Source organism: Pseudomonas mosselii (genome assembly GCF_005796105.1).
Taxonomy (GTDB): domain Bacteria; phylum Pseudomonadota; class Gammaproteobacteria; order Pseudomonadales; family Pseudomonadaceae; genus Aquipseudomonas; species Aquipseudomonas mosselii_C.
In genome coordinates, this window is sequence record NZ_VAUO01000002.1 from 356,843 (window position 1) to 372,371 (window position 15,529).

At 62.6% G+C, this 15,529-nt stretch carries 18 protein-coding genes; 1 reads left to right on the forward strand and 17 read right to left on the reverse strand.

Annotated elements, in window-relative coordinates; genetic code table 11:
• Nucleotides 1-38: 38 nt before the first annotated feature.
• The 17 genes from FEM01_RS06595 to FEM01_RS06675 form a co-directional block, all read right to left on the reverse strand.
• A complete protein-coding gene (locus FEM01_RS06595) occupies nt 39-245 on the reverse strand; it encodes a tail protein X (protein WP_138218499.1) in 207 nt (68 codons plus the stop codon).
• On the reverse strand, nt 220-1,065 hold the full coding sequence (locus FEM01_RS06600) for a phage tail protein (RefSeq protein ID WP_138218501.1): 846 nt from the start codon (nt 1,063-1,065) through the stop codon (nt 220-222). Before FEM01_RS06600 ends, FEM01_RS06595 begins: the two co-directional genes overlap by 26 nt.
• Nucleotides 1,066-1,074: 9 nt before the next feature.
• Nucleotides 1,075-2,694 carry a hypothetical protein gene (locus FEM01_RS06605; RefSeq protein ID WP_138218503.1) on the reverse strand — a complete coding sequence of 540 codons (1,620 nt, stop codon included), beginning with the start codon at nt 2,692-2,694 and terminating at the stop codon, nt 1,075-1,077.
• Nucleotides 2,695-2,819: 125 nt separating this feature from the next.
• The gene (locus FEM01_RS06610; protein WP_138218505.1) at nt 2,820-3,122 is read right to left on the reverse strand and encodes a phage tail assembly protein; all 303 of its coding nucleotides are present in this window, start codon (nt 3,120-3,122) and stop codon (nt 2,820-2,822) included.
• A 12-nt stretch (nt 3,123-3,134) separates the two neighbouring features.
• Nucleotides 3,135-3,644 carry a phage major tail tube protein gene (locus FEM01_RS06615; RefSeq protein WP_138218507.1) on the reverse strand — a complete coding sequence of 170 codons (510 nt, stop codon included), beginning with the start codon at nt 3,642-3,644 and terminating at the stop codon, nt 3,135-3,137.
• 13 nt (nt 3,645-3,657) lie between these two features.
• On the reverse strand, nt 3,658-4,824 hold the full coding sequence (locus FEM01_RS06620) for a phage tail sheath subtilisin-like domain-containing protein (RefSeq protein WP_138218509.1): 1,167 nt from the start codon (nt 4,822-4,824) through the stop codon (nt 3,658-3,660).
• Between the two features lie 223 nt (nt 4,825-5,047).
• Complete coding sequence (locus tag FEM01_RS06625) at nt 5,048-5,500, reverse strand: gp53-like domain-containing protein (RefSeq protein WP_138218511.1); 453 nt, start codon at nt 5,498-5,500, stop codon at nt 5,048-5,050.
• The gene (locus FEM01_RS24370; RefSeq protein ID WP_240791734.1) at nt 5,497-5,928 is read right to left on the reverse strand and encodes a phage tail assembly chaperone; all 432 of its coding nucleotides are present in this window, start codon (nt 5,926-5,928) and stop codon (nt 5,497-5,499) included. The genes FEM01_RS06625 and FEM01_RS24370 overlap by 4 nt, the downstream gene beginning before the upstream one ends.
• A complete protein-coding gene (locus FEM01_RS24375; protein ID WP_138218513.1) occupies nt 5,925-8,060 on the reverse strand; it encodes a phage tail protein in 2,136 nt (711 codons plus the stop codon). Before FEM01_RS24375 ends, FEM01_RS24370 begins: the two co-directional genes overlap by 4 nt.
• Nucleotides 8,053-8,664, reverse strand: a complete 612-nt coding sequence (locus tag FEM01_RS06640; RefSeq protein WP_138218515.1) for a phage tail protein I — start codon at nt 8,662-8,664, stop codon at nt 8,053-8,055. Before FEM01_RS06640 ends, FEM01_RS24375 begins: the two co-directional genes overlap by 8 nt.
• Nucleotide 8,665: 1 nt before the next feature.
• A complete protein-coding gene (locus tag FEM01_RS06645) occupies nt 8,666-9,547 on the reverse strand; it encodes a baseplate assembly protein (protein WP_138218517.1) in 882 nt (293 codons plus the stop codon).
• Nucleotides 9,544-9,870 (reverse strand): GPW/gp25 family protein, encoded by a 327-nt coding sequence (locus FEM01_RS06650; RefSeq protein ID WP_138218519.1) that lies wholly within the window; start codon nt 9,868-9,870, stop codon nt 9,544-9,546. Before FEM01_RS06650 ends, FEM01_RS06645 begins: the two co-directional genes overlap by 4 nt.
• 87 nt (nt 9,871-9,957) lie before the next feature.
• Nucleotides 9,958-10,143 carry a Com family DNA-binding transcriptional regulator gene (locus FEM01_RS06655; RefSeq protein WP_138218521.1) on the reverse strand — a complete coding sequence of 62 codons (186 nt, stop codon included), beginning with the start codon at nt 10,141-10,143 and terminating at the stop codon, nt 9,958-9,960.
• Between the two features lie 13 nt (nt 10,144-10,156).
• Nucleotides 10,157-10,738, reverse strand: coding sequence for a phage baseplate assembly protein V (locus tag FEM01_RS06660; protein ID WP_138218523.1), 582 nt, complete (start codon nt 10,736-10,738; stop codon nt 10,157-10,159).
• On the reverse strand, nt 10,735-11,232 hold the full coding sequence (locus tag FEM01_RS06665; protein WP_138218525.1) for a hypothetical protein: 498 nt from the start codon (nt 11,230-11,232) through the stop codon (nt 10,735-10,737). The genes FEM01_RS06660 and FEM01_RS06665 overlap by 4 nt, the downstream gene beginning before the upstream one ends.
• The gene (locus FEM01_RS06670) at nt 11,229-11,582 is read right to left on the reverse strand and encodes a phage holin family protein (protein WP_138218527.1); all 354 of its coding nucleotides are present in this window, start codon (nt 11,580-11,582) and stop codon (nt 11,229-11,231) included. Before FEM01_RS06670 ends, FEM01_RS06665 begins: the two co-directional genes overlap by 4 nt.
• Nucleotides 11,583-12,064: 482 nt before the next feature.
• Nucleotides 12,065-12,802 carry a LexA family transcriptional regulator gene (locus tag FEM01_RS06675; protein ID WP_138218529.1) on the reverse strand — a complete coding sequence of 246 codons (738 nt, stop codon included), beginning with the start codon at nt 12,800-12,802 and terminating at the stop codon, nt 12,065-12,067.
• Nucleotides 12,803-12,949: 147 nt separating this feature from the next.
• Between FEM01_RS06675 and mutS the strand changes: the two genes are divergently transcribed.
• Nucleotides 12,950-15,523, forward strand: coding sequence for a DNA mismatch repair protein MutS (mutS, locus tag FEM01_RS06680; protein ID WP_138218531.1), 2,574 nt, complete (start codon nt 12,950-12,952; stop codon nt 15,521-15,523).
• Nucleotides 15,524-15,529: the final 6 nt, after the last annotated feature.

Below are 15,529 nucleotides of genomic sequence, written 5' to 3' on the forward strand. Positions count from 1 at the left end.
CGTGTAAGGGGCGACGCGTGGCCGCGCCGCCCTCCCTGTCAGTCCCACAGTTGAACGGTTTCGCTGACCGGTGCGGTCAGCTCCGGCAGCACGATGTTGACCCCGGCGCGAAACGGCTGCGCTTCGTCGGCCAGCCCTTGGTTGAACGCGAGCACCGCCTCGACCGCACCGCCCAAATGCCCGTAGTAATGCTGGCAAAGGGTGTCCAACAGGTCGCCCTCAGACGTGGTACAAGTCTTGGCCATAACTTACGAACTCCAATGAAAAGCCTTGTTTGCGTGGAATGCCGCCGGCCTGCAGTTGAGTCTGGGTTTCTTCGACACTGGTCAGGCACCAGTTACCCAGGACTTCGCCGTAACCGGTCGTCAGCGATAACGGCTGGAGCTGCCGGCCAATGCTGCGCAAGGCCTGTAACTGGCCAATCCCGCCCTTGAAACCGGGAAAGATCGCCCCGCTAAGCGTGATGTGCTCCTCGCCCTGGCTGACCGCCTGTTGCGCACTGTCGCGGCCGAGGCGTTCCTGCCCGGCCCAGCGAAAGCGCGTTTGTCGGCGCAACTGGTCGAAGGCTGCGGTGTCGAGGTTGAAGTAGTAAGGCGCGGCGCCCGGCTGCAAGGGCTGCAACACCAACAGGTGGGGGAACGGCTTGACCGCCTCGGCGGCGGGCGTGGCCTCGGGCGCGAAGCCCAGGGTCTGCAACACGCCGCTGACGCTGCTGCGCACCTCGCCCACCACCCGGCGAATCGCCGCGCCCGCCTTGGCCACATGGCCGGCAAACGCGTCGATACGTTCACGCACTTGGCGCACCACGCCCAATGCCTGGTCGTACTTGGCAACCACCTTGGTCACCCGCGCCTGGGCCCGGTCGATGGCGCGCAGCGCGCGTTGTAGCTTGGCGCCGATGATCGGGCCGACCACAGGCAAACCCTCCAGCTCGGTAACTGCGCCCTTGACGTGAACGATTGCCTCGTCCATCGGGTCGAGCATGGCGTCGACTCGCCGCCGCCCTGCCTCCCCCGCCTCGACCAAGGCGCGCAGCGTGGCTTGCAGCTGCTCCAGATAAGTCATGGATGCTCCTTAAAGTGCGATGTGTGGGGTGTCCGCCAGCTGCACCGAACGGGCCTGACGCATCAGTTCCTCCAGTTGCCGACGGGCGATACCTTCCAGTTGCTGGAGTACGCTTGGGTCGGACAGGCTGTTGGTGAAGGTGACCGGCATGTTGGCGGTGAAGGTGAATTGCTGGTTGATTGGCGCTGGCGGTTGAGGGGGTGGCAACGCTGGGTTTGCCGGGGTAGGCGTGGCGTCAGGGCCTGAGCCTAACGACTTGCCCAGAAAGCCGCCGAGACTTTCTCCGCCCATGCTCCCGAGTGCCCCGCCGATCAGGCCGCCAATCAGCGTGCCAACGACCGGCACGACCGAACCAATCGCCGCACCGGCAGCCGCACCGGCCAAGCCACCACCCAACCCGCCAACGGCGGTGCCGTAACCTTCCAGCTTTTGCTCTGGAGTGGCGTCGCTGTTGTAGGTTTCGGCCAGCTGCATACCTGTAGTGAGCAACGACAGACCCGGTACACGCCGCATCGCGCGGCGCGCCAACGACGCACCAGGGGGGGCTGCTGCGGTCTTGCCCATCGAGCCGACGAGCGAAGTGACGCCGAGTACAGCGGAGTTGACTGCCGACGCGGATTGCGCCTCAGATTGGTCTTCCTCTTCTTCCTCTTCCTCCTCTTCTTCCTCCTCCTCTTCCTCTTCGCCTCGGGCTACGCTTGTTCGCCTGCCTGAAGACGAAGCGGCGCTGGAGCCTTGCGCTGAAGCGACCTGCTTGCCATCAGCACTGTCCTTGCCGGCAAACAGGTCGAAGATCGAGGTGCCTACCCCGCTACCGACAACGCCCCCCAGGATGCCACCGATCAGCGGGCCGTATTGCTTGCCTAGGGCGGTCTTCGTCATCCCGCCAAGCACCGCGCCGCCCAAGGTACCGAGCAGCGTTCCCACGCCCCCGCCCATCACATCGGCTTGATCGCGACCGCTGTCCTTGAAGTAAGCGACAGCGCCAGCGCCCACTAACGATACGACCGCAGGCGCCAGGTTTTCCTTGGCGTTGCTCAGCCCAGCCTGCCGCACGCCGGGCGGTAAAGCCTTGTAGCCCTTATAAGCCACCAACGGAAGCAGAGCCGTCGCGGCGACGCCTAATAGACTGAACATCACCTTGAGCGCCGGGATGGCCGACTCCATCGGCACACGTCCGTGCTCAGCGCTTCTTGGCTCTGGAGAATCATTCGGCGAGGGCTGGGCAGCTGGCACCATGCCCTCGCCCCTTGAAGCCTCAGGTGCCGCTGGCGACCTGTCGGTATCGGGAGTCGCAGCGGCGGTGGTCCGTTCAATGTGCAACTGGATTGGCTTGCGTGCCAGAGACAGGTAACGCCTGCGCAAGCGCTCGACCTCATCCCCCTCTCGTCGCAGCCGATCAATCTGATCCTCATGCGCCCACGCCTGTTCGGTGGTCAGTTGCCGCTCCACCTGGCGTACCTTGTCCAGTTCCAGCCCCAGGCGGATGACCTCGCCGATCAGCCGCCCGAGCCGGGTGCCATCGACCTGCCCGCGCAGCCGTTCAAGCGGCTCGCGCAACGTGTCGATGGCACTGCCCAGAGACTGGTTGCTGGTGACGCCGAGGGTGAACACCTGTGTGTTCGCCATGCGTTCCTCCTTGTCACTCCCCGAGCCACCAGAGCATGTCGGGGTACGACATGCTCATGATCTCGCTCGCGGAAAAGTTCAGCTCCGTGGCCAGCCGCCGCGCGGCGGCCTTTTGCCGGGCAGGGTCAAAGCTCGTCGTCCTGGACCAGGCGAAAGTAGCCGCTTTGCAGGCGGCTGTAGTCCTTCAGGGCCAGACCTTCGAGGTCCTTGACACCGACTTCGGCGAGCGAGGCGAACAGGTTCAGTTCGCGTTGCTCATCGTCCTTGGCGCCGCCCAACTGAGCACTGCGGATATCACGCACGGTGGGCGCGCGCAGCGACAGGCTGTCGACCTGCACGCCGTTGGCCTCGCTCGGGCGCGACAGGCGCACGGTCACGCGCTCGGCGTCGACGGTGAGCCACTGGGGAAGCTTTTTCGCTTGAGCCATTGGGTAGCCTCCTTACAAGCCCAGGGCGGCGCGCTGGGCGGCCAGTTGGTCGACGCCGTCGATCACCCGCTTCATGCCCAAGGCGTCGATCTCGTAGATCAGCCGACCGTCGACTTCCAGCTTGTAGTAGGTGACGCTGACGCTGTGCTTGATCTCGGCTTTGTCGCCAGACTTCCAGTCACCCATATCAACTTCCTTGAGGGTGCCGCGCAGGCTCACCACGACCGGGTTGATCTGGCCCTTGAGGCCCTTGAAGGCGCCACGGAAGGTGCCGTTGAAGCCGTTGCCATCGGCCAGACCGAAGAACTTCAGGGCTTCGCGGCGCACGCCAGTGGTGGTGAAGGCGGCTTCCTGCTTTTCCATGCCCTGGTCCATCTCGACCGGCATGTCCATGCCGCCGGGGCGGTGCTCTTCCATTTTCAGGGTGAGCTTGGGCAGGGTCAGGCTGGGCACGTCGCCCTGGAAGCTCACGCCATCGACGAACAGGTTCAGGTTGGCCAGTGTTTCGGGAATCATTGCCATGTAGATGCGCTCCTTAAGCGGCAGAATCGAGGACTTCGGTCAGCCACTGGTTGGTGACTTCGACACGGAAATTGGGGTTTTCGGCAGGCGGTACGTCAGTGAAGCGGATGTTCCAATACACCTTGCCCTGCTCCAGCTGGCTGGCGGTGTTCAGCTCAGGGTCGGCGTAGACCTCGAAGTTGATGATCGCGCCCTGGTTCTTCAGGTCGCGCATGAAGGCTTGCAGACCCTCGGTGACGTCCTTGACGTAGGTGGCGGTGATGGAGCGGTCGACCGCCCACTTGTGCCCGTAGAGGATCGCGTCCATGACGATGTCCATAGTCCGCACGCGGGTGACGAAGGCCCATTTCGGATCACTCGACAGGGTACGGTTACCCCAAAGACGGAAACCGTCGTCGCGGATGATGGTGGCGATATTGGCGTTGTTCAGCAGGTTGGCGCGGCAGGTGTCGTCGCCATCGAGGAACTCCACCGCGCGGGTGGTGCCAGTGATACCGACGAACTCCTTGTTCGACGGCGAGGCCCAGAAGCCGTACTCGCTGTCGGTCCAGGCGAACAAGCCGGCGACCCAGGCCGAGCCCGGCGCATCCACTGTGGCCGCTTCATCGTTGTCCCAGTAACGCACGCCCGGATCGACCAGGAACGCGCGCTTGGCGCCGAAGTTGCCGGCGTAGGCGATAGCCGCCTCGTCGGTGGTGTTGGGACCGTCGATGATGGCGATGGCACGCAGCTTGTCGGCCAGGGCCACCAGCGCATTGCCGACGGCATCGGTCGAGCTGTGCTTGGGCGTGACCAGCAGGCGTGGCTGGGCGTTGAAGCGGCTTTTACCATCGAGCAACGCTTGCAGGCCGGTGCGCTTGCCATCGGCCAGCACGCTGCCGATGATCGCCGAGGTTTGCTCGGCCGGGTCGCTCAGCTTGGCCACGCCGCAGGCGACGATGACCGCCTTGGCGCGGGTGTAGATGGCGCGGCAGGCCTTGGTGATCGCCGCGTCAGGGCCGAACGCCGCGACCGCTTCGCGTTCGCTGGTGATCAGCACCAGATCGCCTGCCTTGGCAGTAGCGTCAGGGCCTTCGGTGAAGGTGTCGACCAAGCCGATGATCGAGGACGACGGCAGCGCGATGCTGCGTGCGCCAGTGTCGACGTTGGTCACGGTAACGCCGTGGAAGAATCCACTCATAGGGGTTTTGCTCCAAGATTCAGATGTGAAAAGGCCCCGCGGATGCGGGGCCTTGAGGGGGGCGCGTTTGAAAAGGCCCCGGGGGTACGGTCATACTATTCATTTGAAATGGCTTGGGCCGCGATGGGCTGCACGGCAACTCTAAATAAACAGCATGACGGGAGTGCAGGGCGCTAATTAACCAATTCGCGATGGGCCGGTAGAAAAACTAAGCGAGCCACACTCAACGACCGATTGCGAGATAGTTGATGTAGGCAGTGGCTACGCTGGCGACCTGGCCGATGTCCTGCCGGTTGGCCATGAAACCTTGCAAAGTAGTGGTGCTTATCTGAGCGACGATTCCATCGTTCTGTCGTGCCTGCTCGTAGCCATAGGCCACTTGCAGATTGAATAACTCGACTGGGAAAGGGATAGGAAATGTGACTTCGTACTCTCGATCAGCCGTCGGGGCGGCGACGCGCCCCCATTGAATGATCAGCCCGCCAAGCCAGGTCGGGAAAGTCACGTAGCCGTTCTGCGCAAGCTTTACTGCAAAGCCCATTCGCAAACGACGTAAACTTATCCATTTACTGCCTTGAGCAGCACCAGCACTGATTTCGGGTTCACTGATTTCGCCCTTCAGAACAAAGTCCTGAACAGCTTTGTCATCAACAGCAAAATTGTCGGCACGGCTCATAGTTCACCTTTAAGGTTTGGGAGAAAAACCGGGCCATTGGGACGTTTCGACGACGCTGGGAAATTTCCGGACTGTGGCCAGTCACGCAAGGCCTGCATATACAACAAAAGCTCGGTGAACTGCTCGGCGGTCAGCACAGTGTCCACCCCTAGTTCCAACTGATCACGATGACGATCTCGCAGCCAGATGCATCCGACCAGCTCGGCATCCCGCCAGCTTCGCTCGATGTCCATCAAAGCCGAGTCAGGCAAGAACCATGTCTTAGACGTAAAGTCCCAATACCAGGACGCGCTTTGAGCCGGCTCCGGAACTTCGATGTAGCCCGCATCACGCAGAGGGTTGAAGGTTCGCTGTGGGTCCTCGCCATCTGGAACGCTGGCAGCGCCCATGTACTGACCCGAAGGTTTTACGTAATAGCGCAACATCATGGCGTCATCCTCACGACGAGCTTGAAACTGGATAGTGTGACAGAAGTAGCAGCGCCCGTAGTTTTATGCGGCAAGATCGACCGAGCGATATTCGCCTGCATCATCACACATCCGTTGGAACTAAAACTATGAAGATAAGGACCGTCATTATTTACCGTTGCCTCCGAGTTATAGATCCAGAATTTTCGATCAACCTCGTCCCCGATCAAGTAGCCAGCAGAACCTGTAGTCGATACGCACTTCCAGCGAATGTCAAAATTATTAAAAGTTATGCCGTCTGGGTAGGCAATTACATTAGGCGTGCCTGGCGAAATAGGAAATTCGACCGCATATGTCTGAGCAGACCTCAGCTGCTTCAGCTTGAGTGGAGTAACAGCGGACTGATCGTCCTCCCCTTTAAGCACATTCGCTTGAGTAGCGATTCGCATCACACCCAGTGAGGTTTCGGTGGCTTGTCCCGCGAGTGGCTTCAACGCAGCTACATCTACGCCCCCCTGATTCACGGGTGCATTCCAAGCCTTGATGCACCACATGACTGCAATGTTACGCGGCCGGGTTTCGGTGCCACCATACATACCGGTATTGATGCCAGGATAACCGGAGTCTAAAGTTGTATCTGGCGCAGATACATAGAGGCCGCCCGTTTTAGCTCCACTCAGATTTCCAGAGCTAATGCCGTACTGCACGCCGGTAATATCAACGTTGAGTTTTTCGTGTCGGTGAGCCTTCATTTCCTCCGCTTGGCTGCTACCAACAGTTCGCCCAGCATCCACCCCCCGCCCATGATCCCAACCGCGCAAGAACTCACCGCGAGTATCTGGAAGTCGGAAGAATCCCGCCCCTTCATCGCCCTTGTCGAACGCCCCACCCAGATAAGCGGCCAGGTCTGGATAAACAGAAGCACTCTGCGCACTACCATCGACCTCAAGGAAGCCAGGCGGCACGGTGCCGCGCGGGAACGGCAACATGGTCCCGACCGGCAGCGCCAGTGCGGTCTTCACCAGTTCCTGCACTTCAGCCTTGGTGTAGCTGTTGGCCGTCTGGAAGGCACTGAACGCCAGGATCTCAACCGAATCACCCAGCGCACACGCCGTACGGAAGATAATCTTCTGCCCATCCGACTGGTAATCGGTCACCTCGCGCCCGTTGCGCAGCACGATGGTGCTGCCGATGGTATGCGGCAGGTTGAACGTGGTCTGCCCCACCGAGGCCTCGAACGAAAAGCGCTCGAATGCCTTCCCGGCGCTAACGCCGCCACCCAGTTGGAAGTAGGTGCCGTCGTAGTTCAAGTCGTACAGGGCGCCAGCGCGGATATCACCGGCCACCAGGTCCACCAGACCAGCAGTACCGGCCTTTTTCACGGCCACGGCGGCCAGGGTGTTGATACGCGCCGTCACAGCCCCGGTGTTGCTGGCGCTGGCCTGGAACTGGAAGCGCTGGCCCGCCGCATAAGCTGCCAGGGTCGATTCGGTGCTCTTGAGCTTGAGCACCAGTGCATTGGCAGTGCCAGTGGCGGTGCCCAGCCAGGCCAGTTGTCCGGCGTCCTTGGCCACATCCGCACGGCGCAGGTACTGCGGGTGGGGGTCTGGCGCTTCGACATGCGCCTTGAGCTGGTTGCGGGTGTACAGCTCGGCCGCTTCCCGCGCCTTGTCGGCGTAGTCTCGCGTTGCCAGCACCACGCTCGGGTCAATCTTCAAGGTGACATTGGCCTGGTTGCCAAATACCACGTGCATGCGGATGGTCTGGGTACGCCCCGAGCCTTGCGCCAGCAGCGGCTTGTAGCTCGGCGCAGGCTTGGCCACGGCGATGAAGTTGCCGCTGGCGTCCTCCAGCGCCAGCTCACGGATCCACCAGCCGCCGATTTCCGGTGGCAGCACCAGCTCCGCCACCAGCACATTGGGGTCGGCAGGCGATGGGTACAGCGCGTTGAGTTGCGCCCGGTAGACCTGGCGCACCAAGGCGTCCTGTGTCGCTTTAGGCGTTGGGTCGGGGGTTTGCGAAGGTTCGCCGCCGGCATCGCCGATCAGCATGTGGGTGATGTTCCAAGGCAGCCCCAGCGCGGCAGTATTGGCCTGCTGGGCGATGCCGACATTGGTCAGGAACCCACCGAATTGAGTGGTTGAGTTAGCCATTGAGGTAAATGTCCAATATGTCCAGGGTGTGGTCGTTCAGCTGTTGGCTGGCAACCAGGTGTACGTCGATGTCCGCCGCTTCCCAGGGGAACACCTCGAGCATCTCGCCATCGCTGACGCTCAGCGCCTGATAGGCCGGGATCAGGCTTTCCAGGCTGATGTCCAGACCAATCAGGTGACGGCTGACCGGCCGTGCGTCCTCGATCAGGCGACTGAGTTCGAGAAAAGTGCTTTCGTCGATACCGGCGCTCTCGACCCCGACTTTCAAGGCAAAGGTGCCGGGCACGCCGGGTGGGTCTAACTGCCACCATTCACGCACCTCGATCAGGTAGCCGAATGGCTCCACCACGCGGCGCAGGGCGCCTAAGGTGCCTTTGTGGGCATGCACGTAGAACGCCGAGCGGATCACCGAGCGCTTGATTGCCTCGCTCCAGCTGTCGTCCCAACGGTCCACCGACCAAGCCCAGGCCAGTTGGTACAACAGGTGTGCAGGGCAGGTATCGGGGTTGTAGAGGGTGCGCAGGCCGGCCTTGAGGTCCTCGTCGGCAGCAACTTCCAGGGCGCGCTCCAGCGGCGTGCGGTTAAACGGCAGAAGGCTTTGCATGTCAGCCTCCACGGGTCAGGTCGAAGCCGGTGCACCAGGCCGCCTGGGCCTTGCTTGGCTGCAGATCGGACCAACCAATCAGCTCGACCCGGCTGACGCCGTCGATGTGCAGCAACGCATCGATACCCGAGCGGGCCACTTCGACGCCCAGGCGCCGACGCGGATTGATCCCGGCCTGCAAGCGCCGTCGACACTCGGCCAGGATGGCTTCGTACTCCGGGCCATCGCCGGCCATGTGCAATACCGCATTGATGCGATACGGCAGGATCTCGGCACTGCGTACCTGAACCCGGTCGGCCACCGGACGGATGTCGTCGTCGCTGAGGTAGGCCGCCACTTCGGCAACCAATGCGGGGCTGGCGGTGCCATCGCCCTCCAGGCTCAGCACGCTGACCTCGACCACTGCCGGCGACGGGCTCTCGGCGGTAGCGTCGGCCACCTGCCCGGAGGCGTTGCGGGCATGCAGGATGTAGCTGTTGCGCGGGCCGGCGGTGGTCAGACCTTCGTAGACCAGTTGCACCCGCTCGCGCAGGGCATCGTCGAGTTCCAGCAACGCTTCGACCGGCGGCGTGGCAGTCAGGTCTTCGGCCTGGATCACCAGACGCTGCAAACCGACATTGGCCGCCAAGTGCTCAAGGTCGCTACCCTGGGCATAGGCCAACAACAGTGACTTGGCTGCGTCGTTGATACGCGCGCGATTGAGTAGCTTGCGGTAGGCGCCTACCTCCAGCAGCTTGGTCACCGGATCGCTTTCCAGGCTGGCGTTCCAGCGCTCGCCCAGTTGCGTGCGGAAGGTCTCCAGATCTTCTTGGTAAAGCACCTCGAAATCCAGGTCTTCGAGCAGTTGCGGGGCTGGCAATTTTGACAGATCGACCTGGCTCATACGCTCACCTCCAACAACATGTCGTCGCCCAGGTAACGGCCACTGAGGGCCAGGCTGACTTGGCCGTCAAGCACCGACACCACCCGCACCCGTTCAAGCTTCAGGCGCGGTTCCCAACGCCCGAGGGCGCGGGCCACTTCCGCCTGTACCGCGCTTTTCCAGCCTTGGTTGACCGGCAGGTCGACATAACGGCGCAGTTGGCTGCCGTACTCGGGGCGCATGCGCCGGCTGCCGAGGGGCGTAGTGAGGATGTCTTCGATGGATTGGCGCAGATGGGCAACGCCGCTCAAGGGTTGCCCGGTACGGCGGTCCATGCCGATCAAGGGGCACCTCCCGACGCAGGCGCATCCCGTTCGTGGATATGCATAGCGTTCTCCTGATGGCAGAAAGCGCCGGCAGGCGCCTTCTGTTTATTGCAGCGAGGGATGGGACGCGGACGCAGCCGCGGTCATGTCGCTCTCAGGCGATCGCTCGGGGCTCGTGGCCCGGGCATGATTCAGCGTCCCGCAACGGGGGCACTTGATCTGCAATTCGGTAAAGCTGCCCGTGCGGGCGAGCAATCGCGCGCACTTGCCGCAACGCAGGTCCTTGAGCATGTGTGCAACCTTCCTAGTGCTTGTGGTTGGCGGTGTTGCCGGCAGTGTCGAGGATCCGTCCCCCGCCGTTGATGTCGCCGCTGACGCTGAGTACGCCGTTGATGGCGACCGGGCCGTCGAGGGTGATGGACGTGCCTTGCACGGTGACGGCCGTAGCCTTGAGGGTGATGGCGCCGTCGTTCACCAGCAGCGTGCTCGCCCCTACCGTGATGGTGGCATTGCCGGCAGGCAGCTGGATGTCATAGCGCCCGGCCTGCCAGTCGTAGCTCAGCGAGCCACCGTCGTCGAAATGCCAGGCTTCGATGTGATCGCGGTTGTCCGGCGCAGTACCGGCGTTACCGTACAGCCCCGGCACGAACGTGCCCTGGGCCGGCTCGCCGCTGGGGCTGACCAGCACCCCTTGCTCGTCCAGGCTTGGCGCACGCCAGTGCCGGGCCTTGCCTGCGGCCAAGGAATGCCAGCGCACCCAGGCACTGGTCCAGCCATCGCCATCGGACACCCGCACGCGGGCGGCGGCCAGGTCCACCGCGACCACACGGCAAGGGATCAGTACGCTGGCCAGCATGCGGTCGTGCATAGCGCTGGCGTAGCTCATGCCAGGTCCTCCGGCTTGATGTACTTGTCTTCGTTGCCCGCGCCCGTGTCCGGGGCAAAGCCCAACAGCAGGCTACCCGGAGGCTGGTCGGGCCAGTCCCAATGCGGATCCCCTAGCAGCACCGGCTGCTCCCAACGCACCTTCCATTGGGCATCCTGATACTGCGCCTGCACGTTGCGCGTCGATTCAACGAACTCCAGGCCCCAGAGCTGCTGACGCAGCAGGTCCATCAGTTGCGCCGCCAGCTCGCTGCCTTGCAGGCGAGCGTCGCCGCTGGCGCTGTCGGGGGTGATATCGGCCTCGAAGGTGACGGCCAGCACCGAACGCCCATCGCGGGGCGCAGCGTCGGCCACCATGCTGACGATGCCGTGGCGCAGCGCGGGTAGCGCAGTGACATTTCCTACAGTGGAATCCGCGTCAACCGACGCAAGATCCGGCATCGCCTCACGAATGGCGGCGGTGAGAGTCGCCTGTAACGTCGCCAGTTGGCTCATGCTTCCTCCTTCAAGGTGCGATCTCCCTCGGCCGGGCCTTGTAGCCCCAGGCGCTTGGCCGCCCAACGCTCATAAAGGTTGATAGCCACATCGGCGCCGGCCATGGCGGTCAGGCAGCCGAAGGCGCTGGCGCTCCAGATCGACATGCCGCTGGCATACAACAGCATGACTGTGGATACCCCGCAGACCATGCAGGCCCCGGAACGCAGCGCCAGCCGCCTGATCAACCCCCAGCCTCGGGCACCCGCCTTGTCGGCGCGCCACATCTCGCCGGATAGACCGCCCAGCAATGCCAGGACGATCACCAGCCAGAGCGGCATTTCCAGCAACGTCTGTTGCTCGTTCGTCACTGTCCTGTCTCCTGTGTGATGCCCGCTGGCGGCATGCCAGCGGGACGTGTTGTGTGTGAGATGTCGTCACGAGGTACGCGACATTCCAAAGGGCCCGGTTCGCCAGGCCCTTCAGTAATGCGTTGTCCAACCGCAGGCCACGACTGGTGACGCCGTGCGATTGCGCTTCGAATTGATGACTCCGACCGCGGCCGCCTGCCCGCCAGATAACTGTTCGTGGTGCTTTACGCTGCACACCCGGGCCAGTTGCCAACCCTCTGAACAGTCGAGGCCTGTTCATCGCTGCCTGTGTAACAACCGGTTGCTGACCGGCTTGAGACACAGATTATGCACTAACGCATATGCAGTCAATGCGTTTATTCAAGTTTTTATGCGTTCGAACTGCCTGAATTGCATGAAGGCTATGCGCTACAAGGTTTGTAGGGATTTTCTGCAGGCGAAAAAAAACCCGCCGAAGCGGGTTTTCTGTGCAAATGGGTCGATCAGCGGGCGTACATGCCCCACCAGAACACATGACCCAGCAGGCTGATCTGCTCATCCTGCATTTGCTGGAAGCTGTAGTCTTCGTCAGGGTGTTCGTCGCGATTGAAGCTGCGCAGGCGAATACCGGTAGGCAGGCGATACACCTGTTTGACCCGCAGTTGGCCGTTGTGGTTGATGGCGTAGAGGTCGCCATCGATGATGTCACCGATGCTGCAACGCCCGGTGTTGACCCCGACCGTCGCGCCGTCGCGCAGCACCGGCAACATGCTGTTGCCGCGCACCGTCACGCACTTGGCGTGGTCGAACTGCACACCGTTGTGACGCAGGCTGCGCTTGCCGAACCGCAAGCGCGCGTGCTCGCTCTCTTCGATGACGAATCGTCCTGATCCTGCTGCCAACTCGACCTCACGAAGAAAGGGTACGCTGACCTCGTCGTCCTCGACGGGGGTTTCATCATCCCACAGGCTGATGTCGCTCAACGCCGAATGGCCCGTTGTGACGGCTGCGCTTTCACGCGACGCGCCCAGCTCGGCCCGGCCGCGTAGCTGGTCGGTGCTGATGCCGAAGTAGTCGGCGATCTTCGACACGTGCTTGTCGGAAGGGTCGACGATCTTCTCGCTCAAAATGCGCGAGAGCGTGGATTGCGGTACGCCCGTGCGCCGATGCAGCTCCGTCGGGGACAGGCCGTGGCGATCGAGCAGCGCTTTGAGGGTAGAAGCTACATTGCGTTTTTGCATAGCGTGCATAATGCAGCCGCGCACGGCGCAATGCAAGCCCGTACATGCCCCTGTGCGCCTCCCCCGCAAACCTGCAGCGCTCGGAAAAAGCCTGTACCATTGCCGGTTTCGCAATTTGCCACCAGACCACCTGCTTCAAGGCCCCGAATGTCTGATCTCTCCGCACACACCCCGATGATGCAGCAGTACTGGAAGCTGAAGAACCAGCACCCAGACCAGCTGATGTTCTACCGCATGGGCGACTTCTACGAGATCTTCTATGAAGATGCAAAGAAGGCCGCGAAACTGCTGGATATCACCCTGACCGCCCGCGGGCAGTCGGCGGGGCAGTCCATTCCCATGTGCGGGATTCCGTTCCATTCGCTGGAAGGCTACCTGGCCAAGCTGGTCAAGCTCGGCGAGTCGGTGGTGATCTGCGAGCAGATCGGCGATCCCGCTACCAGCAAGGGCCCGGTGGAGCGCCAGGTGGTGCGCATCATCACCCCCGGTACGGTCAGTGACGAGGCGCTGCTCGACGAGCGCCGCGACAACCTGATCGCCGCGCTGCTGGGTGACGAGCGCTTGTTCGGCCTGGCCGTGCTGGACATCACCAGCGGCAACTTCACCGTGCAGGAGATCAAGGGCTGGGAGAACCTGCTGGCAGAGCTCGAACGCATCAACCCTGTGGAACTGCTGATCCCCGACGACTGGCCTCAGGGCTTGCCTGCCGAAAAGCGCCCGGGCGCCCGTCGTCGAGCGCCGTGGGACTTTGACCGCGACTCGGCCCGCAAGAGCCTGTGCCAGCAGTTCGCCACGCAAGACCTCAAGGGCTTCGGTTGCGACAAGCTGACCCTGGCCATCGGCGCCGCCGGCTGCCTGCTGAGTTACGCGAAGGAAACCCAGCGCACCTCGCTGCCGCATCTGCGCAGCCTGCGCCATGAGCGCATGGACGACACGGTCATCCTCGATGCAGCGAGCCGGCGCAACCTGGAGCTGGACATCAACCTGGCCGGGGGCCGCGACAATACCCTGCAGTCGGTCATCGACCGCTGCCAGACTGCCATGGCCAGCCGGCTGCTGACCCGTTGGCTAAACCGCCCACTGCGCGACCTTAAAGTCCTCAAGGCCCGTCAGGACTCGATCCGCTGCCTGCTGGACGGCTACCGCTTCGAAAAGCTCCAGCCGCAACTCAAGGAAATCGGCGATATCGAGCGCATCCTGGCCCGTATCGGCCTGCGCAATGCCCGCCCACGCGACTTGGCGCGCCTGCGCGATGCCCTGGGCGCACTGCCTGAATTGCAGAACGCCATGGCCGAGCTGGAGGCGCCGCACCTGGCACGCCTGGCCGCCATCACCGGTACCTACCCGGAGCTGGCTGGCCTACTGGAGCGGGCGATCATCGACAACCCGCCTGCGGTGATTCGTGACGGCGGTGTACTCAAGACCGGCTACGACACCGAACTGGACGAACTGCTGGCGATGAGCGAAAACGCCGGACAATTCCTCATCGACCTCGAAGCCCGCGAGAAAGCCCGCACCGGCCTGGCCAACCTGAAGGTCGGCTACAATCGTGTGCACGGCTACTACATCGAGCTACCGACCAAGCAAGCTGAACAAGCCCCTGCGGACTACATCCGCCGCCAGACCCTCAAGGGCGCAGAGCGCTTCATCACCCCGGAACTCAAGGCCTTCGAGGACAAGGCGTTGTCGGCCAAGAGCCGTGCCCTGGCACGCGAAAAGATGCTCTACGACGCCCTGCTCGAAACCCTCATCGGCCACTTGGCGCCGCTGCAAGACAGCGCCGCCGCCCTCGCCGAGCTGGACGTACTGAGCAACCTGGCAGAACGTGCGCTCAACCTGGACTTGAACTGCCCAAGCTTCGTCGACGAGCCGTGCCTGCGTATCGAGCAAGGTCGCCATCCCGTGGTCGAGCAAGTGCTGACCACACCGTTCGTGGCCAATGACCTGGGGCTGGACAACAGCACGCGCATGCTGATCATCACCGGCCCGAACATGGGCGGTAAGTCCACCTACATGCGCCAGACCGCGCTGATCGTGCTGATGGCCCATATTGGCAGCTTCGTTCCAGCCGCACGCTGCGAGCTGTCGCTGGTTGATCGCATCTTTACCCGCATCGGTTCAAGCGACGACTTGGCAGGTGGGCGCTCGACCTTCATGGTCGAGATGAGCGAAACCGCTAATATCCTGCACAACGCCACCGAGCGTAGCCTTGTACTGATGGACGAAGTCGGCCGTGGCACCAGTACCTTCGACGGCCTTTCACTGGCTTGGGCCGCCGCCGAGCGCTTGGCCCAACTGCGCGCCTACACGCTGTTCGCCACCCACTACTTCGAGCTGACCGTGCTGCCGGAGAGTGAGCCGCTGGTGGCCAACGTGCACTTGAATGCCACCGAGCACAACGAGCGCATCGTCTTCCTGCACCATGTACTGCCAGGCCCTGCCAGCCAGAGCTATGGCCTGGCCGTGGCTCAACTGGCCGGCGTACCGGGAACGGTGATCCAGCGTGCCCGCGAGCACCTGGGGCGCCTGGAGACCGCGAGCCTGCCGCACGAAGCGCCACCTGCCAGCCAGCGCAAGGGCGAGCCCAACGTGCCGCACCAAAGCGATCTGTTCGCCAGCCTGCCGCACCCAGCCATCGAGAAGCTGGGCAAGCTGGAGCTGGACGACATGACGCCGCGCCAAGCTATCGAAATGCTATATCAACTGAAAAACCTGTTATAACGACCA